Source organism: Paenibacillus allorhizoplanae (genome assembly GCF_927798215.1).
Lineage (GTDB): Bacteria > Bacillota > Bacilli > Paenibacillales > NBRC-103111 > Paenibacillus_E > Paenibacillus_E allorhizoplanae.
The window spans coordinates 22,032-48,262 of the sequence record NZ_CAKMMW010000019.1 but is presented as its reverse complement, the minus strand read 5'-3'; the positions used below and the strand labels follow the sequence as shown (position 1 = coordinate 48,262).

The following is a 26,231-nucleotide window of genomic DNA, read 5'->3' as shown; positions in this document are numbered from 1 at the left end:
AGGCATACATTTAGGAGCCTTTCGACAATATGTCAGAAAACGACACCGATTTTCGAGCGACATCGCATCCGAAATGCGTTAATCTATGAAAAATGATTCATAGGAGGCGTACTAGGATGCAAAACTTACAAATCTGCGGATTGGGTTTTATCGTGCTATGTATTATGTACTATCTCGTCATTGATGTCTTCGAGAAGAGTAAGCGCCTCAGACAGACGGCTTCCAACTTGCAAGAGCCTCTGACCGCAGCGGTACCACCTATTACCATCAAGGTCGCTCCTCCCATACAGGAAGGTGTGTATCCCATGTATATCGACTGCAGTCGCAACGAACAATTTATCCCGCAACACTCGAATAACGCCTTAACCCCTGTGACCATATAAAATAAGCCCCCATTACGACCACCATCGTTACGGCTGGAACGCCCCAAGCGGCCCAGCCGTATTGCTCTGGTCGCAATAGAAACGCCGCTGGATAGAAGCTAGCCAATGAATAAGGAATGACGTAAGTTAACAATCCACGTAGAATGGGGTGAAAGATTTGCATGGGATACCTTGTAAAATCATATAGCCACGTTATTGGATAAATGAGAGATCGTATCTCCTGAAACCAGAATGTTAATACACTAATCGTTAATAGAATCGAGAATTGAATAAGAGCGCTGCACAATAAAGCAATGACCACATATAGTACACTCAAGAACGTCCAACTCATCTCCAAATGAGACGCCGCATAGCCCATAATGGCTATGCCAGTAATCAATTGGCCGACGCCATTCAACTCTTGGGAGTAGCCAATGGTTTGAAAAAGCACGCCAACAGGCCGCACCATCATCATATCCATCCGTCCATTCCGAATGTTGCCTGTTAGCATGAAAGGCGCATTGAAAAATGTTTGATTCAGTGCTCGACCCGTGGCGGCCAGTCCGAACATGAAGACCAACTCATTGTAGTCCCAACCTGCCAACATCGGAATGCGTTTGAAAATAACCGTCAAGAAAATCAGCGTACTTCCCTGCGCAACGATCCCCGCAATGACCGCAATGATCGTATCCGCACGATATTCAACCAACGTTTTGACATACACTTTTAGAAAATGACCATACATCCCAATCAGATACGCTACCTGCTGCATGAAGCTTCTCTTTGGTGCTAACATCCTCTCACCCCCCGTTAATCGCTAGTCGCTTCGCCGCTTTCATCCACAACAATCGACTAATGACAATCATTACTATCGCCCACGCAATCTGCTCTAATAGCGCATACCCCATATGTACCCCCGTCAGCTTGCCTGTATAAATCGATAAGGGAATATAAGCCATAGCTTGAAATGGTAAATAGGTTAGAACCGTTTGTAAGCTGCTTGGGAAGAAATCGAATGGAATCAACGTTCCTGCGAAAATATCCATCATCGCTCGTTTCGCCAACTGTACCCCGAACGTATTCGTGGTCATGAACGAAATCATCATAATAATCGAGTTAATACTGAACGCTACCAAGAAACCGATAATAAGACTTAAAAGAAATGCCGCTCCTGCAGCCAAGCTTGGTGGTGATTGAATGCCGAGCCCGAAGATCAGCAGCAGAAGCGCGGGAATATTCACCCACAACATTTCCACGGCAAAAAAGCCTGCGGCTTCTACAAATCGTTGTACTTGGAAGTCCACCGGTCGGATCAAATCCAGCGCTATGTCCCCGGAACGAACACGTAACGCCATGGCGTAGGTGGGAGCACGTTCTGCCGGTGACCAGCGAGCAAAGTTAATCGTTTGTCCTACCATGACATAGGTTATTAATTGCTCCCAAGGCAACACCTGCCCGCTGCCATACATATAAATCGCTTTCCACAGCATGTAATAAAGCACACAGAACATAAGCGTTGATACGAGTGTCATCATAAAATCAAATCGAAACTGCATGCGTTGGCGAACCGCAATGCGAGACATACCGCCTAGTCGTTGAAGGGTATTCATGAGCTAACAACCACACCTTCCAACTCATGCTGTGGCTCCTGCGGCGAGCCTGAAATACCTTCACGATAAATCCGAGAAATTAAGGCGTCGATGTTTTCATCCTGCATGGTCAGATCACGCGGCTGTGTGTGCTCTAACAGATGCTTAAGTAATGTGGACGTATCAATGTGATGCTGATCATAGGAAACTTTGAGCATCCGCTCTTCAACCAACGTATGCACATTGAAGCCAATGAAAAGTGATGCAGCCGCTTCGGCGAGCATTGTATCCTCGAAGGTCGCTTTAATTTGACGTTCAGTCGCATAATGATCGCGAATATGCTGCAAGCTGCCATCATAAATGAGGTGCCCTTTATCAATAATCATCGTCCGGTGACACAACCGTTCGATATCATGCATGTCATGTGTTGTCAGCAGCAGTGTCACGCCTTTTTCCCGATTGATCTTCTCTATAAATGCACGGATTCGCTCCTTCGCCACAACATCGAGCCCAATGGTAGGCTCATCCAGAAAGAGGATATCCGGCTCGTGGAGCAAGGAAGCCAGGATTTCACAACGCATCCGCTGACCAAGAGAAAGCGTTCTCACCGGACGATTGAGTAGATGCTCAACTTCCAGAACCTCTGCAAATTCACGTAAATTTCTGTGATATTGCTCCCAAGAGATGCTATACATATACCGTAATAAATCATACGAATCCTTCACAGGCAAATCAAACAGCAGTTGACTTCGTTGTCCGAATACGACACCAATCTGATAGGAACTCATCTTCCTGCTTTTATGCGGGATCAAACCTGCCACCTCAATACTTCCGCCGCTCGGCTCCAGGATTCCCGTCAGCATTTTGATCGTTGTCGATTTGCCTGCACCATTAGGTCCCAAATAGGCAACACTCTCCCCTTTTTCAATGGAAAAAGAAATATCCTCCACCGCGACCATCTCTCGCTTCTCGGGCTTGATCAAGCTCCGAATTGTTGCAAATCGCCCCGTTCGTCTCACATCGGTTTCAAATGTTTTCCGTAAATGCTTAACCTCAATTAACGACAAAGCGCTCTCCCCTTTAGTTGCGATAGTCCGATCTAAATCTCATCCATTATAGCAAGGATTTCCATAGGGATGTTATTACTTTTTCGCAGAATGAGAGACCGTTGTAATAAAAAGCAGCCCTCATCTGAAGATGCAAGGCTGCTCTGACTGAATTAATATAGTGGATATTTGACACGTAGATCTTCCCGGAACAAGACCGTGGAATCATTCCGAATATAATGACACACATACGAACGGCGCCAGCGATCCTTGCTGCGATTTTTGTAGGAGGAATGAATGAGCAGCTCATGGAAAAATAAAATGTCCCCTTTTTCCATAATAACTGGAATCTCTCGACTCAAATCCACACCTTCAGTTTCATCTGTCCAGCTTTCATGTTCTTCGAGATTCGTTACTTTCCCATGTGGAAGCAACCCTAACTTGTGTGTACCTGGGATTACCCATAAACAGCCATTCTCTTCATCAACGACTTCCTCCAAAGCAATCCAAGCAGCAATCATGGACTTGGGGTCATCTTTAATATAGTAGTAGTCCTGATGCGGCGCTTGCCCTGGGGAGCCCGGCTCCTTATAGAAGTACATACTTTGCACACAAACGGCCTCGTCCCCCATCATTTGAGCAAGCGCACCTCGCACGACAGGGAGTTTCATGATTTGTCGCGAGAAGCCGTCATGCTTATGTGGATTAAATAATCGCACTGAGAATCGGTCCTTATCTGTTACATGCTGACCGCCTTTTTTGGGGAGCGCCCATTCGGCTATCTCATCAGCTGAGCGTATCGAGTGAATGTGTCCATTAAAGGCATCAACAAGATCTTCACTGCACCCTTTTTTCAATAAATAGTACCCATGCTCATGAAAAAATGCCAATTCTTTTTCCCCTAACGGTGCCAAACGATCCTTAACTTGACTTTGCATATCCCATTCCCCTTTCAAAATATAAGCTCGAGCTATATACTTAGCATACAGTCGCACTCCCATTCCGAACATGGCTGTGATTGACGATTATGTATCTGTAATTGATATTCAACCGTTAGTGAACAGTATCAATCTCTTTCATTAAATCATCGAAAAGGATCTCGCTCATGACATCAGAATCCATAATTGACATCCCCAAAGTACGAGCTGCCGTTGGCGGAACCGTTGTCTATCCACCGGGCAGTCGGTTTGGTCCCCGTGTACAGGCGGATCTGCAACTAGTTTTGCTGCATACCGGCTCCATGACCGTGCATATTGATGAGGTTTCGCATAGGATTCAGCCTGGACAAGTGATCCTCTTGAAGCCTGGTCATCAGGAACAGTTCTTGTTCGCGAAAGAGCAAGAAACTTGGCATCGCTGGATAGCCGTTCATGTTGGTGAACTTACGGAGCAGCAACGCGACCAATTGGAGCAATTGCCACATACACAAGCTATAAGTGAAGAGATGAATCGCTTAACGGACATCTTAATTTCCTTAAGATTGCGCTACAATGCGACCTCAGAGACCCTTTGCAGCTTAGGACTAGCGGCTATTCAATTATTTATTGCGGAATCGACTAACAATCATATGCAACATACGCATCCTACGATTCTACATGCGAAGCAGTATATTGAGCATCACTTCCATGATCATCTCTCGCTGGAAGGCATTGCGGATGAGGTCGGATTGTCCCCTGAACATCTGGTTCGCTTGTTCCGTAAACACGAGGGCATCACACCCATTAAATTCGTGTGGAATTATCGCATTCTGCGAGCCAACGAATTACTGATACAAACCGGCTTAGCCATTGGCGAAATCGCTATGCGCTGCGGTTTCAAGAACTCGTTTCATTTTGCGCGTATGTTCAAAAGCACGACGGGCACTACCCCTTCCGATTACCGCCATGGCAATTGGCGGGGAAATGACAAAGAAGCTGATCTATGATCAGCTTCTTTTCTAGCCGCAACGGTCACGGTGCCGCCGAGAACCTCCAAGCACACATCTAACTGTAAAAACTCCAGCTAATCCTCCCTGTTTTTATCAAATCCAATCAACTAGATGGATTATGTACAGTTAATATGGCCTGATTTGGCTGAAACAGCCGATCACGGGTATTTTAACTGTACTTTTTCCATCTAATCAGCTATATCAGGCTTTTCGAGTGAAAATAGATGGAGGTTTTCCAGTTAAACACCGAGAGACGTGTCCAACATCTTTTAAGGTAAATTCATGGTTGGCGTATTGTCGAAGAAATTCCACGGCTTCAACATCGCGTGTACCCATTCCGTTGGCATAATCGGCCATTCTTCCGCTCGAGCCACATGGGTAGCACCCGTTGTGATCCATACCACGTCATCTGTATTCTCGATCGAGGCATTGTCAGCTGTGAATTGACCTAAGCCTGTATCCTTCGCAGTACGATTCGGGTATTTACCTTCTGGATAACGCTCATCCGGATTGTATGTCGTCACCCAAATTTGCTTATCCATAAAGCCTGCGCGCTTGAAAAGCCAATCGTCAGCACTGAACAGAGCTCCCTTCGCAATCGGGTGTGTTCCACCAGCAAAAGGAATGATTTGATAAGAGACCGGATTACCCACTTTATTTTCCTTATTCGGATTACTTAGAATTCGAATCGTGGATGGATCGAATTTTTGAGTTGCTTCTTGTTCGGTTTTAACGGTTTTGTGCTCGGTGATCATGACACTTTTACGAGGTCCGCCATCCATATTCTCAGCGACTTTTGGATCAATTTCCGTTAAAGAGTTATTTTCCCCATCCACATCCATATCGAGTCTAAAATTATATATATGCTGGTGCGTTGTGCCTACGATATTTTTATCAAGCAATGTGCCATATTTCGTATCATCGGCAGCCGTTGCATCGTGCATGTTGGTAGTTACGACACCTTTGACCGCTTCAATCCCGGAGGCGCCTACATCGATTTTGATCGTACCGTTCGGTTGCAGCACCCAGTCGAAAATATAATCATAATTTCCCACCGTTGAGATCCAGCGAACAACTAATTCTCTACGCTCTTTGCTATCCGTTCCTTGCGCCGACATCGTATCGTGGCGATACTCGGGTCCCGCATATTGTTCGAAAACAGCTATCGCATTCGGAATGGTGCGTGGATTGCCTTGCGTGTCTGCCGTGACTGCATCTAGCAACACCGCGTTGTCAGGAACATCCTTTCCTTTGACAAGAGATGATGTAAGGGTCCCCATGCCATACTCCCCGGAATCAAAATACGTTTTGAAGTACCAACCAATATCCGGATCCCCATAAGGGACGACCATCCCGCCGAGTGAGCCCTCGTACATGATTTTCCGCTTTTCTCCTTGATCGTTATACGTCATTGTCGAAAGAATGGGGCCAACTCGACTATCCAATCTCAGATGGAAATCCCAGTTCCCCCAGGAGATCATATTGCCTGTTAAATCGTAATTTTTACCCGATGATTCCTCAATCGTAAGCGGCTTCAGGGCTAGCTTGTCCGCAAAATTACGACCATCATACGGATTTGCTTGCATTGGAACTGGGATAACCCCATTATCCTCAATCTTTATTATTTGTTTCTTTTCCAAATCAACAACGGCCACTAGATCTTCAATAGGGTGCGCCCAGAAATTGCCATCCCCTGTATCCAAATAAGAAACAACCTTCAAGAGTCGTGCATCCTCAACCAGATCATCCTCGCCGCCAAAATAGCCAACCGTCAAAGGGGTCGTCACCACTTTTTTGATATCCGTAATGCCTCTCTTCGCAATGGCTTGGGCATACGCTGCATCCCCTTCAATGACACTCTGCACCGTAATCATATCGTCTAGCGTAACCATGCCTTGCGCGCCTTCCTTGGTTTCCCACTTGGTCAGCTTCCCATCCGCAAGATTCACTTCACCCTCAATGACTTGCTTACCATCCAACGCTACGAATTCAGCTACTCTAGGTAGCAGCTTATTTCTTTCGCCTTCCAATACATAGTTCCACACATCGCTTTTCGCCGGTGGCTTCAACGAGATTTCCGTAAAGAGCAAGGACTCTTTGTAACTTCCAGATCCTTTGACAATGCTGACTGCCTTCTCAATCTCTTGAGCGGTTAGCGGATTTAATGGGTTGGTATCTTTTGAAATTTGAACACTTGAAGTTACGTCAGATTGGAAAATGTCATTGATAAAATCATGATACACATAGGTGATTCCATTCTTCATTACAACGGGCCCAGCAAGTGTCCGCTCCGAACCATTCACTTTCACATTGGCACTGTTCAAATGAAGCTGAGCTACTTTGCCATCTTTCACGACTTGAATCGTCTTCGACGTTTCATCCCAATACACCGCTGCTCCAAATTCCTCAAGCGTTGGCCGTAACGCCTTATACTCGTCTTCAAAGCTGCCACCATGTGCATAAGCTTGATGCGAACCAAATGGCAGGAATGGCGTGATCGCCAATGTCAGCATCGTGCCAACAATTACGCTTTTTTTCAAAGAATTCATCATTTTCATTCGTGTAGTCCCCTTCTGTTGTGGAGTGAAGTTCATCTCGATGTGGTTAGTATACTAGAAGGGTGAACGAAAATATTGGAAAAATCGGTCCTTATGTTAGGTTATTTGACAATAAAACCAGGAAAATGTCTGGGAGTTATCTGCAGCACCAGCTAAAAAGGATCACACAATGTGGCCCTCTCTCCATTACCCTTGCAAAGAACGCTTCATCCAGGCATGCGGCGTTTCTTGATAAAACTTCTTGAACTCATTAATGAAATGAGCTTGATCATAGTAAAAAGCATGCTCTGAAATGCTGTCCCAAATCGCGGAGGCTTGTGGCGTGGCGATCAACCCGTTCAAGGCGTGCTGGAATCTCGTGATCTGGCAAAACACTTTGGGGGATAGGCCAACAAAATGCTCAAATTGCTTACGAAGATAACGCTCCGAATAAGAAGTTTCTGCCGCCAAATCCTTTACACTCACGTTCCCTTTCGCCAAAATCATCTGATTCAGGGCAAAGCGCACTAAGCGTGAATCCTGCTGAATCGTTAGAACTTCACCGAGAATTTCCTGGAACAAGCGTATTTTTTCAGTAAACGTTGCTGCGATAAGAATCGGCTCAACACTCTTCGTATTCATCTTGATGAAATCGGATAATGGGCATGATTGACTAATTAAATCTTTCATATCAATCTTCGAGCTGCCGGTTACATGAAGGGAGAGAAATCGAACACCGAAGTAGTCGGTATTTCTTTTCAGGGTGATCGTGTGTCTGGAAAGCACGGAGCCATACACTTGGATAGCAGGCTGATTAGCGTCACAGCAGAATAACATGTCCACATGACCGTCCGGAATGGCAACAAAATCTGGAGCCCCCACGTCTTTGGAGCGAAATTGATAAAATAAAGCAGGGATATGATGTGCATCGCCAAAAGCTTTATATTCTTGATATTCAGCAGTATGCCACGCCATTTCTGGTTGCAAAGGGACATATCCAATCGTCGAATCCGTCAAGCACTCTTTCATGGCTAGCTCACCTCTCCGATTCGTGAAGCTTATTAAAGCATTATATTAAGCAGTTCATTGATTTTTGTCAATATATATAACATCAGAAGTAATATTAAATGACATTTAACAAATAGAAAAGAGCCCTGCATCAAATGCATGGCTCCCTCTATTACATTTACGGCGCTTCAATCCACGCTTTACTCATGCGCGCTAATGCTATTTTGCTGCCCGCAGGCTTCTCGTACAGGACGAAAATGGTTTTATCCGGGGCAACACCAATATCCGAGTAACCATTCGTTCCCGCATAGATTTCTTTGGATTTATACCACGTTGCCGCATCATCGTTGCTCATCCGAATCGTCATATTGGTTCGTGTACTCGTATTTGCTGGATTCGTGAACAGAATCGTAGAAGCATCATACCGTTGTAAACTACCTGCCACGATGGGGTCGATCAAGGTCGTATCCGATACGGGTGTGCTCCAAGTACCATTAACCCCCGTGGAGGTTGATACAGCTCGATAATCACTGCCCGGATTCCGCATATTCGTCATCAGCATACCATTGGACAGCTGTACCATCATATTCTCGTGGATAAGTGAAAAACCAGATGGATTCGGTACTTTCGAGCCTGCATTCCATGTCACACCATTATCCGTGCTATAAATGGAGGCCACGGTTGAATTCGTCCAATTGGACGTCGTGATATAAATAGGAACGAGTAGTACGCCATTACTCATTTGAATCCCGTGGCCTGGCCCCATGCCAGCGCCTGCTAAGTTAGCAAAATATTTCGCGTTGCCAACCGTTTTGTAAGGTGTCAGGACAGACGTTATATCTTGCGCAGCTCCCCAAGTTACGCCGTCGTCGGTACTCGTACGGATGAAGTACTGACAGTTCCCCCAGATCCATCTACTCCACAGAAGGTGGACTCTCGTGCCCGTATTCTCTGCGATGAGCATGGGGTTCATTTCCGCGTAGCCCTGCGATTTACCAGGCGCCAAAATAACTTGACTCGAGAACGTTGTTCCACCGTCCGTGCTGCGCTTAAAGACGATATCCGTTGGCGTTTGATCTCCGCCGGTACGAGCTTCTGCCGCAACGAGCACCGTGCCGCTTGCACTTACGACAATACTAGGTATGCGATACTGGCCATAGCCCAAGCCATCGCTAGTCGTAAACAGCGTTTGTTCGTTAAGGAACGCTAACTCTTTGACTTGGGCCGCTGACAGAGCCACATTGTAAACGTTCACATAATCAAGTGTACCCGAATAGTACCACTGGCCACCACCGCTATCTACATTTCGCCCCACCCACATGCCAGTAATATTCGTCACATTGGTGAAGAAGCTTGTTGATGTCGAACTCGCTTTTTGATAGCCATCCACGTAAATTTTTGTTCCAGAGGAGCCAACAGTGAGTACAGCTGTATGCCAATTCCCATCATTATAGGTTCCTGAAGCACTGAGCTGCGTGGCATAAGTACCATTTTCTCGATTTTCGAAGTAAACCGTCCCATTATTCATGGTAAAAGATAAATTACTTGAAGGATCATTCGTGTCTGATACACTGAGGAACGTCTTGGCAACCGCTGTGCTCGTCGATTTAAACTTTACCGAGATAGAGCCCTGAGTTAGTGATGAAACCACATTGCGATCTGCCGTTTTGTCCACATAGTCTGACGTCCCATTGAATGTGCTATTGATCGCATAGTTCAGCACACCTGTAGGAACGGATGCCTCTGCGGAGTTGCCTTGAAAGGTGAACGCCGTCATAAGTACGGTCATACAGAGCATCAGTCGAATAACCTTCGTTAGCGTAGTCATTAATCATTACCTTCCTCTCACTCATTTATTGGCGTTTCTTTTCCTTTTCCCAACCTTAGCTTGCAAGCTACCTCCCTTCCGCCTATTCGTGAACAGGCATCCACCTGCCCGACTAGCTCTATCATAGAGCGACTTTTCTTCCTTGATAATCCCTCGAACTTGACTTTCAGGGGCTCTTTTTTGACCATCCTTCACGATATTCATGCTTAAATACGTAAAAACCTCCGGTCTATCGCGTTATACGATAAAACAGAGGCTGACTTCTCATCTATACTCGTTCTTCTATGACGTTCATTCCCACCATTGCAGTGCTGCGCCAATCATACCGCTCCAATTCCCTCGATACGCTGGCTCAATACGAACACCTCCCAGCATCGAAGGCATCGTTCTTCGTGCTACTTCTTTCCGTAGCTCTTCAAACAGGAGATCGCCTGCTTCAGCTACCCCGCCACCGATCACGATTAACGAGGGATTACACATATGAATTAAGGAAGCAATGGCCGATCCTAGCGCAGCCACGGTTTCCTGCATAAGCTCATTCGCTGTCTCATCCCCCGCATGCCAACGAGCAAACACTTCCCGTGTATCCACGGTTTCCTCCACGATACCCATGTGGTCAAGCTTCTCGCGCATACGCCTCGCAATCGAAGTCCCTGAGGCATATTGCTCCAAACATCCAATTCCACCGCATAAACAAGGAATACCACCGAAATCAACCGATATGTGGCCTAGTTCACCGCCACCGCCCCATGCGCCGTGGACCAGACGGCCATCCACAACGAGTGCACCGCCAACACCAGTCCCTAGTGCAAGGCATAGAAAATGTTCCACACCTTGTCCCGCTCCCAAGTATTTCTCTGTCAGAGCCAGCACATTTACATCGTTATCGATGATGACAGGCAGCTGAAAGCGTTCCTGAAGAATGTCCTTAAGTGCCGTTCCCGCATAACCGGGAATCAGCTCAGATGCTGAGCGAATCGAGCCTCTTGCCCAATCGATTTGCCCTGCACTTCCAACACCAATCCCTTTTAAACATAGGCTCGGGATTGATCCTTCACACTCCGCGATCAACTCGCGAATGACTTGTTCAATGCGTTCCACTGTCCTTGCTTCGCCCGCCATCGTCGGCAAACTAACCATACACAAAACTTCACCTTGTGCATTCACAAGGCCAGCGTTGATCTTGGTACCTCCTACATCAACACCAATTACGTAATCTGCTAAGGGGTCATACGTATACACGCCCACCCGTCTCCCCCCTATGCACGCTGAGTGTATAATGCCTTCACATAACGCTCCGTAATAAGCTGCGGTCGTGTGATCGCACTTCCCACCACAACATAGGTCGCTCCACAGGCCAACGCTTTCGCCGCTTCCTCCGGTGTCCAGATCCGGCCTTCTGCTACTACAGGTACGCTAACTTTCGCACATAGCTGTTCAAGCAATTCGAAATCCGGCCCTTCTTGCTGTGTACTGTATAGTGTGTATCCTGCAAGCGTCGTCCCGATGAAATCGACACCAAGGGATTCTGCTGCTAACCCTTCTTCCAAGGTTGAAATATCAGCCATAACAGCGGCTCCCATTTCATGAGCCCATGCGATTAGCGGTTTCACCGCTTCCAATCGACCTTCCCGATTCGTAACATCAAGCGCAACGATATCAGCCCCAGCGATCACGATAGCTTTTACTTCGTCCAGAGTTGGTGTAATAAACACACTAGAGCCAGGAATATCTCTTTTGATAAGTCCAATCACAGGTACGTCTACTTCTTTTTTTATCATCAAAATATCGTGAACCCCGTTTGTGCGAATGCCAATGGCACCCGACTGAACAGCTGCTCTCGCCATTTTCGCCATCGTATCGCCACCATGAAGAGGTTCATGCTCCAACGCCTGGCAGGAAACGATCAAACCGCTCACTGGAAATATCTCACTGCGTGCCATCCACAACACTCCCCCACCTATGCCTTTGCCAGCTCAACCAACGTCATGATCCGTGTATTCAACTCTTCAATTCGTCCTTGATCACCCGAAGTACAAGGTAATAACGGCATTCTCGGCTCTCCAATATCGTAACCACGCAGCTTTAGAATCGCTTTGCAAGCCCCATACAAAGATGGGAATGAGAGTAATTCCACAATGAGCTCGTTAATCTTGAACTGCCACTCCTGCGCTTCGCGCATCTTCCCTGCAACATAGCATTGTTCAATTTTGAGGAAAAGCTCCGGCATCACCCCATAAGTTCCGCCAATCCCTCCGTCTGCGCCAATACTGCGTCCAGCTAAATACTGCTCATCAGGTCCGTTAAATACGAGGAACTCGCTGCCTCCTGCTGCTTTGAATTGCTGCAGCTCAAAGGTACTTTCAGCCGAGATTTTCACTCCGATAACCTTGTCCTGTGCAGCCATTTTCATTAACAGACTTTTCGATAAATGAAAGCCTGTCGTCTGAGGAATGTGATAAATGATGAATGGCAGTGATGTCGCATCGATAATTGCCTGCCAATGCCCCTCTACACTATCTGGTGATAGGCGATAATAAATCGCAGGAACCGCTGATACCGCATGCGCCCCAACTTCCGCTGCATGCTTGGCAAGCTCGACACTATCTCGCGTGGCAGCTGCTCCTACATGGGCAATGATCGTCAGCTCGTTGCCGACTTCTTCCATCACGGCCGCAAGGATCAGCTTACGCTCTTCAACGGTTTGCAGCATACCCTCACCTGAACTACCGCCAACATAAAGTCCTTTCACACCAGTCGTAGCGTAATACCGAGCCAATCGACGCACAGCGTCAGTATTCATTTCTCCCTGCTCATCGTAACTTGCATATAGAGCGATAATAATACCGCAAAATAATTCCAAATCATAAGGTTTCATGTATGTTTTCCTCCGATTGTTTGACTGTTTAAATTGTGTACATAATTATTAGCTGTTATCTTCCATCCCACTACTGCACCTTTATCCCTTGACCGCACCCATCGTAATGCCTTGTGTAAAGGCTTTTTGGAACACGAGAAAGATCGTAATCATAGGAACAGACGCGAGTGCCGCTCCTGCCATCATGATTCCGTAGTTGGTCGTAAATTCACCTTGCATCGTCGCTACCCCAAGCGGCAGTGTCATCATCGAGGTAGACCTCGTCATAATGAGCTGGCTGAAATAGTCGTTCCACGATGCAATGAAAGTAAAGATCGCTAGCGCTCCTAACGCTGGTTTGAGTAATGGCAAGATAATCGTGGAGAATAGTCGGATTTCGGAGCAGCCATCGATCTTCGCCGCTTCAATTAACTCTCCCGGTACAGTCTGAGCGAATTGTTTCATTAAGAACACGCCAAACGGCCAACCAATCGCTGGTAAAATAAGTCCATGATACGTATTGACCCAGCCAAAGTCGGCCAACATCGTAAAGAGCGGAACAAGAATCACTTGTTTCGGTAAAGCCATTGCAGCGATAAACATTGTGAAAATAATTTTCCGGCCTGGGAACAGCTTCTTCGCCAGGACATAGCCCGCAGAAGCGGAAACCAGACAGACAGCGAACATTTCGACCAAAGCAATGATGAAACTATTTAACGTCCATCGCCATACTGGATTCTTAAACAAGTCCACCCAGTTCTGTAAGGTCGGTTTGAGCGGGAACCATTCTGGCGGAATTTGAGTTGCCACTGTTTGGAATTTAAAAGCCCCCGTCACAATCCAATAAAACGGAAATATAAAAAACAACGTAGAAAGAATTAATAATAGCGTAGAAAATCCGTTAAATACCCTTTGCCCAGCGTTTACTTTCATGATGTCCCCTCCTAGTACTCAACATCGCTGCCAAAGAATTTAAATTGAATCAACGAGATAACCCCGATAATAATCGCAAGGAATACACCCATAGCCGAGGCGCTGCCGAAATGACCCAGCACGAAGGCTTGCTCGTACACGCCATACATGACGGTCGAGGTACTATAAACAGGTCCGCCAGAAGTAAGCAATTGAATTAAGGCGAAGCACTGAAACGTATTGATCGTTGTAATGACGATAATATAGAGATTGGTCGGCATGAGCATGGGCCAAATAATTTTCAAAAAGATTTGCCAAGGTGTCGCTCGGTCGATTTCAGCCGCTTCGATATACGAAGTTGGGATATTCCCTAGGGAGGCCACGTAAAGAATGATCGGCTGACCTACTGAGGTTGTGATCAAAACCGCGATAATTGCTAGCAAAGCTGTCCGCTGGTCGCCCAACCACGAAATCGGCTCAAGCCCAATTAATCCCCCTAAATAGTTGAGAATGCCGTAATTCGGATGGTAGATCCATCCCCATACAACTGTAATACTGACGACAGAAGAAACGGCTGGCAAATAGAATACGCCTCGAAAGAATGAGCGAGCAAACTCTTTTTTCTTATAAATAGAAATGGCTACGAATAAAGAGAAAACGATTACTATAGGGACTGTAATAACGACTAGCAACAGTGTATTTCGCATCGATTTCAGAAACGTTTCGTTTTGAATTAAATCGACATAATTATCGAATCCTATAAAGTTAAACGTTCGCAAGGAGTAATCAAAGAAGCTAATATAGATCCCTTTTACCATAGGATAGGCAACAAAAAGCAGAAAGAATCCGAGTGCAGGCAGTAAAAAGACATAGCTCATAAGCCAATCTCGACGTATGTAACCTTTGGTTTTACGAACCGTTACCTCCATATTTCTTCCCTCCCTTTCTTTTTTGAGATGAAAAGAGTAGAGTACAATCGCACTCTACTCCCAGTGGACATGCCTCGTGCTTATTTGGCTGCTGCTTGATCTTTCTTCGCTTTCGCAATGGCTTCGTTCGCTTTGGTCGCAAAGCTATCCAACGCTTCCTTACCTGTTGCTGCACCAGTTAACACACGTTGTAATTCTGGGAACCAGAATGTACGAATTTCCGCGTAACCATCAGCAATTGTCGGTGCATCCGTGATGAATTGACGAGCTGTTTCTGCATATTTATATTCGGCATCACTATAAAGGCCTGTAATCGACGTACGTGCAGATAGTCCGCCTGTTTGAATCAAATTCTTCTTCGCATATTCGGGATCATTCGCGATAAAATCAACTAGCTTCTTGGCAGCCGTAATTTTGTCTGCGTTTCCATTGTTAAACACGGCCATACCGCCTAAATACGGCTCAAGCTTAGGCTTAGATCCATCTAGTGTTGGGAATGGCAGCAGAATATCTTCGAATTGCACCTTTTTAAGCGGCACGTTCTGAGCTTTCAAAACAGCTGAATAATTGAGTGTAAAGGCTAATTTACCTTGCAAGAACAAATCGTTGACATCCGCAGCTGCCAAGGAGGCAGAACCGGACACACTGATCTTATCCTTCGTCGCCTTAGCTACCCAGTCCAATGCTTTCGCAGCGTTGTCGGTATTAATGGCTACTTTGGAGTTATCTTCACTCAAGAATCTCGACACACCTAAGTTAGCAATATAAGCGCGAGTCCCTTGATCACCCGCTGTACTTTTCGCGAAGAAGCCCGTTGGAATAATCTCAGGTGCTTTCTCCTTCACGGCTTGAAGCGCTTTCTCATATTCAGCTACTGTCCATGTCCGGTCAGGACGACTTAGTGGTAGCAAATCAAGAGCACCGATTTTCTCAAATACGGTCTTATTGACGGCCATCATGAATGGCGCTGTATTGATCGGGTACATATAAATCTGATCGCCAACCATGGATTGCTTCCATAGCGCTGGCGTAATATCTTTCTTCACTTCTTCGGTAACGATATCATTCAGCGGAGCGAGAAGCTTCTTTTTCCCCCAGTCGATAATACGTCCCGGAGCATCATAAATCACATCTGGTGCCGAGTTCGAAGCGATGGCAACGTTCAGCTTTTGCGGACCACCTTCAAAGGTAATCATTTCTAAATTGACTTTAATTTCTGGATACTTTTTGTTAAAAGCGGCAATAATCTGCTTCTCGTATTTCCCAACTTCCCCATCCAGCGGTTGAAAGTTCGGGAAGTTCCACCAAGTAATTTCGACTGGCTTCGATGCCACTGGACTTGGTGTTACCGTTTTGCTTTCGGCAGTACTCGTGGCTGTGTTTGCTGGTGTATTCGTAGATGAATTCGTACATGCAACTAACTGCGACCCGACAAGAGCAACGCCGATCAATGTCATTAATCCTTTTTTCATAGCCCTCATTTGAGCACCCCCGTTATTGTTTGTGGAATAAACATGCTTCGTTTCATTCCGTGCCCTAAGCATACGTGATATTGAAATGGAGGAGAATCCCCGTATCTTTACATTCATAGTCGTATTCTGACCTGTTCGTTTTCCAGCAAATGAGAGCCTCATTTCCGATAATTTTAGTGTTATACTTTATAAATAGTAGCCCTTATTGATGAGTAAATCGAAATAATCGACTAACTCGAAAGACTTAGATATCTTTCCACCCCAGTTAGTCGAAATAATCGACTAACTCGAAAGACTATTTTGAATAAAGATGTTACACAGCTTTTCGAACAAGGGGGAACTTCATGTATAAACTACTAATTGTCGAGGATGAACCTCTGATCAGAGCTGGCTTGCAGCACTATTTTGACTGGACAGAGCTTGGTGTCACTTCTATTGTTGAAGCTGAGAATGGCAAGGAAGGCTGGCTCACAGCTCTACATGAGCAACCTGATCTGATCATCACCGATATTCGCATGCCCGAGATGGACGGACTTCAGATGATTGAACACATTCGAGCGACACTCCCAGATACCCTCTTTATTATTTTGACTGGTTTTAATGATTTTGAATATGCCCAAAAGGCGATTCATCTTGGCGGCGTGCACGCCTTTCTATTAAAGCCGCTTGAATATGAAGAAAGCTTTTCAACCATTCAAAGCTGTATGGCTACACTTAAGCAAAAGCGAAATGAACGGGCCCAACGTACGGAGTTGGAAGCGCAAGCCAGCGAAAACAAAAGCTTTAAAAGCAACCAGCTTGTCAAATTATTACTTGAAGATGAACATGCCTCTTGGGAGGAAGGTGTACGCCAACATCTCAACGACTTCGAGCATTTGGCGATTACGTATCAACCTTTTGTGATATCATGGTTACCTTCAAATCCCTCTCAGATTTACGAAAGAAGCGAGTTCCAACAACACGCTGAACGCATCATTCGAGCCGCATTAGAAATAATGTCTAGTTCCAGTATTCCCATTCAACTATTCTTATATATAGATAAGACCAAATGCTATGCTGTAGCGATATTGGATGATCAACCAAGTTCGTTCGAGACCGATTACTTCTCACTTCCAGCTTGCGATGCCAACTTTTTCATGGCTATTGGTAAAATGACGACAGAAAGCTCGCAATTAACACAGTTGCTTCGCCAAACGGATCAAGCGCTATATCAACGCTACTATCAGGACAAGCGACAGATCTTCTTTCCGATCGCAGCCAATCAGTCACCGACTCGTGCCAAAGATTCACGTTTACTCCTTGAAGAAGCGGATAAGAACCGTATTATTGTCGGTCTTGAAAGCGGTAATCCTACGGATATCGAGCAGCTGATGCAACGACTCGCGCATGATTTGCGCATACATCTGCCCCACACTTCAATGGATCGTGGGTTCGCCTTTATCCAAGAAATCATTTCCACCACCGTTCGCTTCGCTCACCGGAATGGCATTCCTGTCGAAGGCGTCTACAGTGAAAAACTGCTAAAGCTTACGTGTGTCGATGATTTCCCAACGCTTGATGCCCTTTTCAACTGGCTAGCAGCCTGGATGGTGCAAGTCAGCAACGTATATCGCGATGAGCTCTCTTCAACGAATCACCAAGATGTGCTTATTTTTGAGCATATTGAAGCTTATATTAAAGAGCATATCGACCAAGACATTACGTTGCAAATGGTGGCTGATCGTTTCTTCTATAATCCATCGTATTTAAGTCGTATTTTCAAAAGAAAACTAGATAAGAACTACATGCGGTTTGTGACCGAAATTCGCATCCATTATGCGCAAGAATGCTTGAAGAAACCAGAGTATTTGGTGACGGATGTGTGCACAATGTGCGGGTATAAAAGCTACAAGCATTTCGTCAAAACCTTCCGAAGCATTACGAATATGACGCCAACCGACTATCGGAAGAAATGGGGGTGGTAGGCGTTTGAACGCATGGCAGCGGCTTTCGCAGCAATACCGGATGAAGCATGTTAACCATCAAATATTCGTACTTATGATCCTAATTATCACCGTTCCTTTATTGATTATCTCGGTCATTATCTATTTCTTTTCCATCCAGGCCGTCAAAAATGAGTACCAGAGCTCCTCGAACCTGATTCTCACGAATCTATCCTTCAATATTGACCAATATTTGCAGAGTATCGAGAAAGGAACGCTCAACGCGCAAATGGATGGGCAACTGCAGAATGCCTTGGAGCACTGGATTGCAGATGGCGACGAGAACAGTAATGATCAGCGGATTCAATACGGGAACACCATTGAGCACTTTGTCAGTTCCATCGAAATGACGATTAAAAATGTGGACAGCGTGCAAATTTATGCAGGTTCTCGTGTCTTTTACTCGGCTAATTTCAATCGCTCGGATTACGATGTCGAGGATTTCACCCATGAGGATTGGTACTTGCAGACACAGCAAAGTAAAGGTGGCATCGTCCTGTTCGGAACGCACCTCCCCTTCCATCGCGTGAATGCCAAGGACCCCGTTATTTCCATCGCTAGGGTCATTAATAAGGTAGGAAGTAAGCAGCCGCTCGGGGTTATGCTCATCGATATTCGGTTGGATTCTTTGCGAGAAATATTGAAATTGTCCGAGACGAGTAAACGCAACTTCACGATTATAGATAGTCAGGGTGCTAGTATTTATAATTCAGAAAGCACGACTACGAATGCCAATGTACCAATCATATTAGAGAGTCAGAAGCTACAGACCGTTTTGAATGCTGATAATGGGAGCTTTTATGCTTATTTTGCCGGGTCCAATTCGTACATTAACTTTGTGACCTCGCCTTATTCGGGCTGGAAGGTCATTCAATCCATTGATGAGAAAGAAATGACGAAGCAAGCCGAGATTTTGATCAAAATCATATTAGCATTAGCCTTCTTGTCCTTAGGAACTGCGGTTTTATTCATGTTCATTCTATCCGCGCGCGTGACGAAGCCTATCATTCTACTAAGCCGCAAAGTGAAAATGGTTGGTTTAGGCAATTTCGATGTCGATCTTAGCTCGAATCGGCAGGATGAGTTCGGCGTGCTGTATCAAGGTATCCGTAAAATGCTAGAAGACTTGCAGAACTACATTGAACGATCCTCTATGGCCAAAGCTCAGCAAAAAGTCGCGCAATATGGCGCCTTGAAAAGTCAGATCAATCCGCATTTTCTGGCCAATGTGCTGGAAACGATTCAGATGAAGGCGATCATCAGCGGACAACGAGATGTCGGTGAAATGGTCGGTATCCTAGGCCGCCTGTTCCGCATTCATATCCAAACGGGGAAAGAAACGGTTACCTTGCAAGAGGAATTGATCCACATTCGCCTGTACGTAAAAATCCAACAGCTGCGCTTCGGGGATAAAATCCAGTATCGCGAGGAACTCTCGGTGAATAGTGAGACTTTGCAGGTTCTGCATTTTTCATTGCAGCCGCTGATCGAGAATGCCTTTGTGCATGGACTGGAACGGAGCAGTCAAGCTGGACTCTTGGAAGTATCTTCCGAGATATCGGGGGATGACTTACTGATCCAGATCAAGGATAATGGAGTTGGCATGGATGAAATCAAGCTTGCGCAGCTGCGAAATCGGCTAGCTCAGCCTTCAGACACACTCGATGAAACACATATTGGTATCAAAAATGTGCATGATCGTATCGTTTTCTACTTCGGGGATCCATATGGGATTGACATAGAAAGTCAGCCGGGTGAAGGGACGATCGTGCGGATACGCATTCCTGCGCGGTAGAGCATTCCGTTCAGCAACCGCTTCAAGACAACAAACGAAGATGACTGACAGGACAACAGACCAAGACGACAGACAGGAGGACCTAATGCTAGGACTCGCGATTTTACTTGCTTTTAACCTCATTGGCATTTGGCTTCAAACGAGCTTTCACATCCCTCTCCCTGGCAATGTGATTGGACTAATTCTTTTTACCATCGCGCTATTCGCCAAGCTCATTAAGTTAGAATGGGTGGAAACGACGGCGAATTGGTTCACGGGCCATATGATGCTATTTTTTCTACCCTTTGTTGTGGGAACCATGGCATTCTTCCCTCTGATTGGGCGGAATTGGCTTTCTATCGGGGTTGGCGTCATGGGAAGCTCTGTGGCTGTCCTATTCGTAACAGGATTTATCACCTCGAAAATGCAACGTAGTCAGGTTAAAGGGCATCGGATGCCTACAGGTGCAAATGGGCAAAAAACAGCTGAAGGCGGGATGAAATGAACACCTCCGATTGGTTAATGAACCCGATGTTTGGCATCGCGCTTAGTGTTGTAGCCTATACGGCTGCGCAGCATATTCACAAGCGTTGGCGGTGGCTTCATCCGCTTTTTGTATGTTCAGGCTTGATCATCTGCATCCTGATCAGCTTCCGAATCCCATATACCGCCTACAAAGTTGGCGCTGATCTGATTACCTTGTTGCTTGGGCCAGCAACCGTAGCACTAGGTGTCCCGCTGTATAAACATGCTGGTCTGATTAAAAAGCATATCACCGGCATCTTGATCGCCGTTACGATCGGATCGCTGACCGGCATCGTTAGCGCTGCTGCCCTGGTTGGACTGCTCGGCGGAAGCCGCGAGATTCTGCTCAGCATGCTGCCCAAATCCGTCAGCTCGCCGATCGCCCTAGAGATATCACGCCATCTCGGCGGATTACCAGAGCTAACAGCCGTGCTAACAGTGCTCACCGGGCTATTCGGCAGCATGATCGGCCGGAAGCTGCTTACTTGGCTCGGATGGCGTGATTCGCTATCCATCGGCATCGCCGTTGGCACCGCTGCGCATGGGATTGGCACGGCGCGCCTCCTCAAGGATTCTGAGGAGGAAGGCAGTATGAGCGGCTTCGCCATGGGCGCTGCTGGGATTATAACGTCGATTTTGTTTATTCCGGTGTACTGGTGGTTTAGTTAGAGGGAAGCGCATAGAAAGAAGTCCCCATCTCGAAGCGATTGCTTCATGTTGGGGGCTTCTTTGGTTTCTGTTTGGGGCAGGCGGAGTTGCAGCTGCTTACCTGTAAAAACTACAGCTAATTTTCTACTATTATGCCAAATTTGAGGAATAGATGGATAACCTACAGCTAATTATTAACAATTTGACGATTTCGAGTGAAGTTGGTGTAATTAGCTGTACATTTTCCAGTTAATCCTTCTCGAACGCTAAATCAGACAAAATTAGATGGATATTTTCCAGTTATTTGGAAATATAGTCCTAACTATGTGCCATTTTCTAGCTCAAAGCAACGCCGCCAATGCCCTTGCATATAGGGAATGTCCGTATACTGACTCCTTAGCTCCATCGCTCATCTCCCCCTTTTTACACTTACCAAAGTAGATCTATTCGACCTGTAATTCCCTCTAGATAAATACGATCCTCTTGGCAAGCATCCGTAAGATCGAGATACTCTTTCTCGTTCAATCTGACTTCTACGATCCCAGCAGCAATTGCCTCAACAGGTGGAAACAATGTAAGATTGGCATCTTTCAAATGCCAAACGGTCAGATTACGGCTAGATTGACGTTTCCACGTTGGGAAAGCCTGATTTTCGCGGCATAGGACGATTGATTTCTGCTTTTGCGAAGCCACGATACGGCATTCCTCATGAAAGGTACGGTCCATCGCGTACACTCCCTTATCGCTCCCTAGCTGAACCGATTGTCCTGGAAATAACGGCACACCTTCTGGCAGTCAGACTTGCAGTTGGACTGTCGTATCCTGCTTACAACCAGTGAACCAGAATGCATTCTCATGACGTGAGACAAATGTAAGCGCTGATTGCGACTCGGATGATTGCTTTTTTTGTGACAGATGATAGCCATATGGCTGCAGCATATATCGTAATAATACGGAAGAATCGACCCATTCTTCCTCTTGGCAGATGCGTTACTCCAGCTGGTTGAAACGGTAAAGACCCACGTAACCAACCAGTTCTTCCACCGTTCCAATCCGCATCGCATCGTGTGACAGCAAAGGCGCGTTCTTCCCCATTTTGTACAGCTACGGCATGAAAGATTGTACTCGAGTCTGCGTTATCCCGGAGCGTTAAGCTCAACCCGCCATCTCTGTTATCTCCTTACAATCGATTTATTCAATTACCAGCTCTCTCTATATTCGCTATTCCTTCACACTGCCAAGTATAATCCCCTTCGTGAAATACCGTTGTAGAAACGGGTAGATGACGAGAATCGGCAACGCTCCTAGAAAGATTTGTGCAGCACGTGCCGTACGATCCGATATAAGCGCCAGCACCTCGAGATCCGTGTTGCTTTTGATCAGTGTATCCAGACCTACAACGACCGTGTATAAATAGCTTTGAAGTGGATAATGCGATGGCGAGTTCATGAATAAAATGCCGTCAAACCACGAATTCCAATGGGAAACTGTCGCGAATAGCGTAAGTGTAGCCAAGGATGGCGTTGACAATGGCAAGTATATGTTCCACAGGATTCGCCACTGCCCAGCGCCATCCATGAGGGCTGCCTCTTCTAATTCTTTGGGCAATGCCCGGAAAAAGTTCAACAAAATAACGACATTATACACAGGTACGGCATGCGTTAATATTAAGGCCCAAATCGTATCTAACAACCCGAGCGACCGCATTGTCATATAGAGTGGGATAATCCCTCCGCTGAATAGCATGGTGAACACGAATATCCATACGTACACCGTTCTGCCCTTGAAGCTCGCTGCTTCCTTGGACAGCGGATAGGCGACTAGAATGGTCAGCACCATATTCACAATGACGCCTAACACGACTCTTTTGATCGAAATGATGAAAGAAGTCATAAACGCTGGTTTTTCCAAGATGAATTCATACGATTTCCAAGTGAACTCGATGGGCCAAAAGGTGACTGAGCCTGTAGCAACTGCATTATTGGAGCTGAGCGACATCGCCAGCAAATGAATTAATGGCAGTATACAAAGAACTGACAAACTAATAAGAAACACATAATTCGCAATTGTGAACCCTCGATATGCCCAAGACGACGTCTTGATCATGCTGTATTTCCTCCTTCCCCTCAGAAAATGCGGTAGTTGGCAAACCGATACGCCATCGTATACGAGAGTGCAATAAGAATAAGTGAAACGAGTGACTTAAAGAGTCCGACAGCGGTTGCCACCCCGTATTGCGCATCGATCATCCCAATCCGATACACGAAGGTGTCGATGATATCTCCACTTTCATATACGATAGGGCTGTACAAATTAAATACCTGCTCGAACCCGGCGTTCAGCACATTTCCGATACTAAGTGTCGCCAGCAGGACGATGATTGGAGCCATCCCAGGCAAGGTAATGTGTAGGGTTTGCTTCCACCGATTCGCACCATCCATCGTCGCCGCCTCATACAGCGCTGGGTTAATCCCAAGGATCGCTGCCAAATACACAATCGTGCTAAAACCGAATTCCTTCCACTCATTCGTCAGTACCAAGGTGATCGGAAACCAATGATTGTCTCCCAAGAAGAAAATCGACTGCATCCCCAAGGCACGAAGCCCGCTATTAACGATCCCTTCCTTTGGCGAGAGGACATCCAATAGGATCCCGCTTAGAATGACCCACGAAAGGAAATGCGGCAGATAAACCAGCGTCTGAACAATACGTTTCACCGCATTCTTTCGAACTTCATTCAATAGAATAGCAATGACAATCGGCACGATCAGACCTACAATAATTTTCATGAGTGCAATATAGATCGTATTCCAAAGCACGCGATAGAAATCTGGCAACTCCATCACATATCGAAAGTTATCCAGCCCGATCCATTTGGAATGAAAAAGCCCCTGTGTTGGCATGTATTTCTGGAACGCAATGACAATGCCGGCCATCGGATAATACTGAAAAATAAGGATGGCAATCAATCCGGGAATGAGCATCAAATGCAGGGGCATTTGCGCTTTCCATTTCATTCTGTTCACATGTTCTCCCCCTTACCGGATGAAAAAAAAGAAGCTGGATTATCGCCAACCTCTTCCATGTCTTTATTATAAAATTAACGAACATGCCACCGATACGGGACATTATTGCGGCTCTTGCCTTATATTAACCAGTTAATCGAGAGTCGCGATACACCTGTGGTGTAAGACCCGTAATCTTCTTAAATAGTCTTGTGAAATAAGGTGCAGACTCCAAACCGACCATCGCTGCGATCTCATGGATTTTGTGCTCCGTCGTCATTAATAGGGTCTTTGCCCGCTGAATACGCACATCCGTAATATAATCAAGCAGACCTTGACCTGTTGTTTGTTTATACATCCGAGAAAGGTATGGTGGACTCAAATACACCAACTCTGCTAGGCGCGTTAACGATAGCTCCTCTTGTAGAAATGCATGCACATAATGATGAATCTGACCGATCATATCCGTAGTTCTCTCGGCCTTTTTCAGCCCGTTATAGTCCGCCAGCGACAACGCGATACCCGCCAGAAATTGAACGGCTCCTACCGTACTATTATGCTGAAAAGGATTCAGAATCTCTTCGATCCGGAACGATTCACCAAGCTGCGCGATCAAATGACGCTTATTGATATACGTTAAAAGAAACGCAGCAAGTTGCGAGAACGCCTCATAGGCGAGCGCCTCACCCGCATCGTTGTGCGATAACAATTTGATCGCCTTAACGACCTCACCAAATAGGTGCTCACACCCTTCTTTTTCACCGTTATCCAAATAGGTCTCCAACAGATCCATTTTGTGCAGATGAATACGCAAATCCTGCTCTTCATAGAATTGCTTACTAGAGCGCAGTTCTTCTTTGTCTTCCCTGCGCTGCTCGGTTAGCAGCATCTCATGGCCTTTCCCGATGCCATAGGCCAACTGCAGCTTCATGGCCTCAATCCGCTGCATCATCGCTTCCCATGTGCAGAAGCTAGAGGCCAGCAGGAAGGAAACCGGCACCTTCAGATGCCGCCGACAGGCTGCCTGAACAAGCTCTACGCTGCCAGAAAGCGTACGAATCGCTTGTTCTTCTTGCCCGTCATCGGTAGGCTCGGTTGGTTGAACGAGCCAAATAAACCGATTGCGATCATACGGAAGCGCTATCATGTTTAGTGAGCCGTTCAAATATTCTTCCGCTATATTATGTACGGAATAGAACAGAAGCGATTGATCCGATGGCGCGGCGAAGGACCCCCATTCATCCAATCGTCCGATGACGAGGAGCACAGGACTCCCTGCGTGCAGGTCGATACCCAGCTCCTCGAACCTGCGAGCCCTGACGGCGAGCGATTCGGACTCGCCTTGCACGAGCTGCCGCAGGTAATCGCGGCGAATCGTTGGCAATGCGGCGTGCAGCTGCTCTCTGGAGCGCTTCAGAATCTCTTCACGGTTGATTTCAAGCGCGATATCCTGCGTCGCCTTCTGCACCGCTGTAACGATAGCCTCATCACCCTCTGTTTTGAGGACGAAATCAATGCCTCCATTACGAATTGCTGTCTGGGCATAGGCAAAATCATCAAAGCCCGTCAAGAAAATGATGCGGCAGCGCGGCCATCTTTTACGGGTATAATCGGCAAGCTCCATCCCACTCATCCCCGGCATCCGAATATCCGTGAGCAGAATGTCCACTTTCCCCGCTTCCATCTTCTCTATCGCTTCCTTGCCGGAGTGAGCTTTCAACATCTCGAAATCCATGTCTTCCAGCTCAAGCAAAGTTTCTGTCAAATAGTGAACGGCCAGCGGCTCATCATCCACGATCATCATTGTCAGCATGACATCACGTCCTCCTT

General features: G+C 46.3%; 24 protein-coding genes. 6 read left to right on the top strand and 18 right to left on the bottom strand.

All coding sequences use genetic code 11. The annotated features are described in order from the left end of the window. Positions 1-116: 116 nt before the first annotated feature. A complete protein-coding gene (locus L6I86_RS25175; protein WP_236291154.1) occupies positions 117-383 on the top strand; it encodes a hypothetical protein in 267 nt (88 codons plus the stop codon). Here L6I86_RS25175 and L6I86_RS25170 read toward each other — a convergent pair. The 4 genes from L6I86_RS25170 to L6I86_RS25155 form a co-directional block, all read right to left on the bottom strand. Then, positions 337-1,158, bottom strand: coding sequence for an ABC transporter permease (locus tag L6I86_RS25170; RefSeq protein WP_236291153.1), 822 nt, complete (start codon positions 1,156-1,158; stop codon positions 337-339). The genes L6I86_RS25175 and L6I86_RS25170 overlap by 47 nt on opposite strands. A gap of 4 nt (positions 1,159-1,162) precedes the next feature. Next, positions 1,163-1,972, bottom strand: a complete 810-nt coding sequence (locus tag L6I86_RS25165; RefSeq protein ID WP_236291152.1) for an ABC transporter permease — start codon at positions 1,970-1,972, stop codon at positions 1,163-1,165. Further along, positions 1,969-3,018 carry an ABC transporter ATP-binding protein gene (locus L6I86_RS25160; protein WP_236291151.1) on the bottom strand — a complete coding sequence of 350 codons (1,050 nt, stop codon included), beginning with the start codon at positions 3,016-3,018 and terminating at the stop codon, positions 1,969-1,971. The genes L6I86_RS25165 and L6I86_RS25160 overlap by 4 nt, the downstream gene beginning before the upstream one ends. Positions 3,019-3,170: 152 nt before the next feature. Continuing rightward, positions 3,171-3,935 carry a phytanoyl-CoA dioxygenase family protein gene (locus L6I86_RS25155; RefSeq protein ID WP_236291150.1) on the bottom strand — a complete coding sequence of 255 codons (765 nt, stop codon included), beginning with the start codon at positions 3,933-3,935 and terminating at the stop codon, positions 3,171-3,173. A 167-nt stretch (positions 3,936-4,102) separates the two neighbouring features. On the opposite strand from L6I86_RS25155, the gene L6I86_RS25150 reads away from it, so the two are divergent. Then, positions 4,103-4,921 (top strand): AraC family transcriptional regulator, encoded by an 819-nt coding sequence (locus tag L6I86_RS25150; RefSeq protein WP_236291149.1) that lies wholly within the window; start codon positions 4,103-4,105, stop codon positions 4,919-4,921. Between the two features lie 272 nt (positions 4,922-5,193). Here L6I86_RS25150 and L6I86_RS25145 read toward each other — a convergent pair whose 3' ends face one another. From L6I86_RS25145 to L6I86_RS25105, 9 genes are all read right to left on the bottom strand, one after another. Next, positions 5,194-7,482, bottom strand: coding sequence for a copper amine oxidase (locus L6I86_RS25145; protein WP_236291148.1), 2,289 nt, complete (start codon positions 7,480-7,482; stop codon positions 5,194-5,196). Between the two features lie 186 nt (positions 7,483-7,668). Then, positions 7,669-8,490 carry an AraC family transcriptional regulator gene (locus L6I86_RS25140; RefSeq protein WP_236291147.1) on the bottom strand — a complete coding sequence of 274 codons (822 nt, stop codon included), beginning with the start codon at positions 8,488-8,490 and terminating at the stop codon, positions 7,669-7,671. 157 nt (positions 8,491-8,647) lie between these two features. Continuing rightward, entirely contained in the window at positions 8,648-10,297 is a 1,650-nt protein-coding gene (locus tag L6I86_RS25135; protein WP_236291146.1) for an exo-alpha-sialidase, read from the bottom strand. 291 nt (positions 10,298-10,588) lie between these two features. Beyond that, positions 10,589-11,545 (bottom strand): ROK family protein, encoded by a 957-nt coding sequence (locus L6I86_RS25130; protein ID WP_236291145.1) that lies wholly within the window; start codon positions 11,543-11,545, stop codon positions 10,589-10,591. Positions 11,546-11,556: 11 nt separating this feature from the next. Beyond that, complete coding sequence (locus L6I86_RS25125; protein WP_236291144.1) at positions 11,557-12,240, bottom strand: N-acetylmannosamine-6-phosphate 2-epimerase; 684 nt, start codon at positions 12,238-12,240, stop codon at positions 11,557-11,559. A gap of 17 nt (positions 12,241-12,257) precedes the next feature. Then, positions 12,258-13,175 (bottom strand): dihydrodipicolinate synthase family protein, encoded by a 918-nt coding sequence (locus L6I86_RS25120; RefSeq protein ID WP_236291143.1) that lies wholly within the window; start codon positions 13,173-13,175, stop codon positions 12,258-12,260. A gap of 81 nt (positions 13,176-13,256) precedes the next feature. After that, positions 13,257-14,087: a carbohydrate ABC transporter permease gene (locus tag L6I86_RS25115; RefSeq protein WP_056613048.1), complete on the bottom strand. Its 831-nt coding sequence runs from the start codon at positions 14,085-14,087 to the stop codon at positions 13,257-13,259. A gap of 11 nt (positions 14,088-14,098) precedes the next feature. Then, positions 14,099-14,995, bottom strand: a complete 897-nt coding sequence (locus L6I86_RS25110) for a carbohydrate ABC transporter permease (RefSeq protein WP_057309617.1) — start codon at positions 14,993-14,995, stop codon at positions 14,099-14,101. Positions 14,996-15,075: 80 nt separating this feature from the next. Further along, on the bottom strand, positions 15,076-16,476 hold the full coding sequence (locus tag L6I86_RS25105) for an ABC transporter substrate-binding protein (protein WP_236291142.1): 1,401 nt from the start codon (positions 16,474-16,476) through the stop codon (positions 15,076-15,078). A 335-nt stretch (positions 16,477-16,811) separates the two neighbouring features. On the opposite strand from L6I86_RS25105, the gene L6I86_RS25100 reads away from it, so the two are divergent. The 4 genes from L6I86_RS25100 (at position 16,812) to L6I86_RS25085 (ending at position 21,417) form a co-directional block, all read left to right on the top strand. Next, complete coding sequence (locus L6I86_RS25100) at positions 16,812-18,431, top strand: response regulator (protein WP_236291141.1); 1,620 nt, start codon at positions 16,812-16,814, stop codon at positions 18,429-18,431. Positions 18,432-18,435: 4 nt separating this feature from the next. Further along, entirely contained in the window at positions 18,436-20,244 is a 1,809-nt protein-coding gene (locus L6I86_RS25095; protein ID WP_236291140.1) for a cache domain-containing sensor histidine kinase, read from the top strand. Positions 20,245-20,329: 85 nt separating this feature from the next. Further along, positions 20,330-20,728: a CidA/LrgA family protein gene (locus L6I86_RS25090; protein ID WP_236291139.1), complete on the top strand. Its 399-nt coding sequence runs from the start codon at positions 20,330-20,332 to the stop codon at positions 20,726-20,728. Positions 20,729-20,745: 17 nt separating this feature from the next. Then, positions 20,746-21,417 carry an LrgB family protein gene (locus L6I86_RS25085; protein WP_236291138.1) on the top strand — a complete coding sequence of 224 codons (672 nt, stop codon included), beginning with the start codon at positions 20,746-20,748 and terminating at the stop codon, positions 21,415-21,417. 408 nt (positions 21,418-21,825) lie between these two features. Here L6I86_RS25085 and L6I86_RS25080 read toward each other — a convergent pair whose 3' ends face one another. From L6I86_RS25080 to L6I86_RS25060, 5 genes are all read right to left on the bottom strand, one after another. After that, on the bottom strand, positions 21,826-22,122 hold the full coding sequence (locus tag L6I86_RS25080) for a hypothetical protein (protein WP_236291137.1): 297 nt from the start codon (positions 22,120-22,122) through the stop codon (positions 21,826-21,828). A 127-nt stretch (positions 22,123-22,249) separates the two neighbouring features. Further along, complete coding sequence (locus L6I86_RS25075) at positions 22,250-22,555, bottom strand: hypothetical protein (protein ID WP_236291136.1); 306 nt, start codon at positions 22,553-22,555, stop codon at positions 22,250-22,252. Between the two features lie 62 nt (positions 22,556-22,617). Continuing rightward, complete coding sequence (locus tag L6I86_RS25070) at positions 22,618-23,502, bottom strand: carbohydrate ABC transporter permease (RefSeq protein ID WP_236291135.1); 885 nt, start codon at positions 23,500-23,502, stop codon at positions 22,618-22,620. 20 nt (positions 23,503-23,522) lie between these two features. Continuing rightward, positions 23,523-24,413, bottom strand: a complete 891-nt coding sequence (locus L6I86_RS25065) for an ABC transporter permease (protein ID WP_420851927.1) — start codon at positions 24,411-24,413, stop codon at positions 23,523-23,525. Positions 24,414-24,546: 133 nt separating this feature from the next. Next, positions 24,547-26,214, bottom strand: a complete 1,668-nt coding sequence (locus L6I86_RS25060; RefSeq protein WP_236291133.1) for a response regulator transcription factor — start codon at positions 26,212-26,214, stop codon at positions 24,547-24,549. Positions 26,215-26,231: the final 17 nt, after the last annotated feature.

Coding starts and splice junctions, on each gene's coding strand:
- L6I86_RS25175 (WP_236291154.1), top strand. CDS start 117: ATGCAAAACTTACAAATCTGCGGATTGGGTTTTATCGTGCTATGTATT.
- L6I86_RS25170 (WP_236291153.1), bottom strand. CDS start 1,158: ATGTTAGCACCAAAGAGAAGCTTCATGCAGCAGGTAGCGTATCTGATT.
- L6I86_RS25165 (WP_236291152.1), bottom strand. CDS start 1,972: ATGAATACCCTTCAACGACTAGGCGGTATGTCTCGCATTGCGGTTCGC.
- L6I86_RS25155 (WP_236291150.1), bottom strand. CDS start 3,935: ATGCAAAGTCAAGTTAAGGATCGTTTGGCACCGTTAGGGGAAAAAGAA.
- L6I86_RS25150 (WP_236291149.1), top strand. CDS start 4,103: ATGACATCAGAATCCATAATTGACATCCCCAAAGTACGAGCTGCCGTT.
- L6I86_RS25145 (WP_236291148.1), bottom strand. CDS start 7,482: ATGAAAATGATGAATTCTTTGAAAAAAAGCGTAATTGTTGGCACGATG.
- L6I86_RS25140 (WP_236291147.1), bottom strand. CDS start 8,490: ATGAAAGAGTGCTTGACGGATTCGACGATTGGATATGTCCCTTTGCAA.
- L6I86_RS25135 (WP_236291146.1), bottom strand. CDS start 10,297: ATGACTACGCTAACGAAGGTTATTCGACTGATGCTCTGTATGACCGTA.
- L6I86_RS25125 (WP_236291144.1), bottom strand. CDS start 12,240: ATGGCACGCAGTGAGATATTTCCAGTGAGCGGTTTGATCGTTTCCTGC.
- L6I86_RS25120 (WP_236291143.1), bottom strand. CDS start 13,175: ATGAAACCTTATGATTTGGAATTATTTTGCGGTATTATTATCGCTCTA.
- L6I86_RS25115 (WP_056613048.1), bottom strand. CDS start 14,087: ATGAAAGTAAACGCTGGGCAAAGGGTATTTAACGGATTTTCTACGCTA.
- L6I86_RS25110 (WP_057309617.1), bottom strand. CDS start 14,995: ATGGAGGTAACGGTTCGTAAAACCAAAGGTTACATACGTCGAGATTGG.
- L6I86_RS25105 (WP_236291142.1), bottom strand. CDS start 16,476: ATGAGGGCTATGAAAAAAGGATTAATGACATTGATCGGCGTTGCTCTT.
- L6I86_RS25100 (WP_236291141.1), top strand. CDS start 16,812: ATGTATAAACTACTAATTGTCGAGGATGAACCTCTGATCAGAGCTGGC.
- L6I86_RS25090 (WP_236291139.1), top strand. CDS start 20,330: ATGCTAGGACTCGCGATTTTACTTGCTTTTAACCTCATTGGCATTTGG.
- L6I86_RS25085 (WP_236291138.1), top strand. CDS start 20,746: ATGAACCCGATGTTTGGCATCGCGCTTAGTGTTGTAGCCTATACGGCT.
- L6I86_RS25080 (WP_236291137.1), bottom strand. CDS start 22,122: ATGGACCGTACCTTTCATGAGGAATGCCGTATCGTGGCTTCGCAAAAG.
- L6I86_RS25070 (WP_236291135.1), bottom strand. CDS start 23,502: ATGATCAAGACGTCGTCTTGGGCATATCGAGGGTTCACAATTGCGAAT.
- L6I86_RS25065 (WP_420851927.1), bottom strand. CDS start 24,413: ATGAAATGGAAAGCGCAAATGCCCCTGCATTTGATGCTCATTCCCGGA.
- L6I86_RS25060 (WP_236291133.1), bottom strand. CDS start 26,214: ATGCTGACAATGATGATCGTGGATGATGAGCCGCTGGCCGTTCACTAT.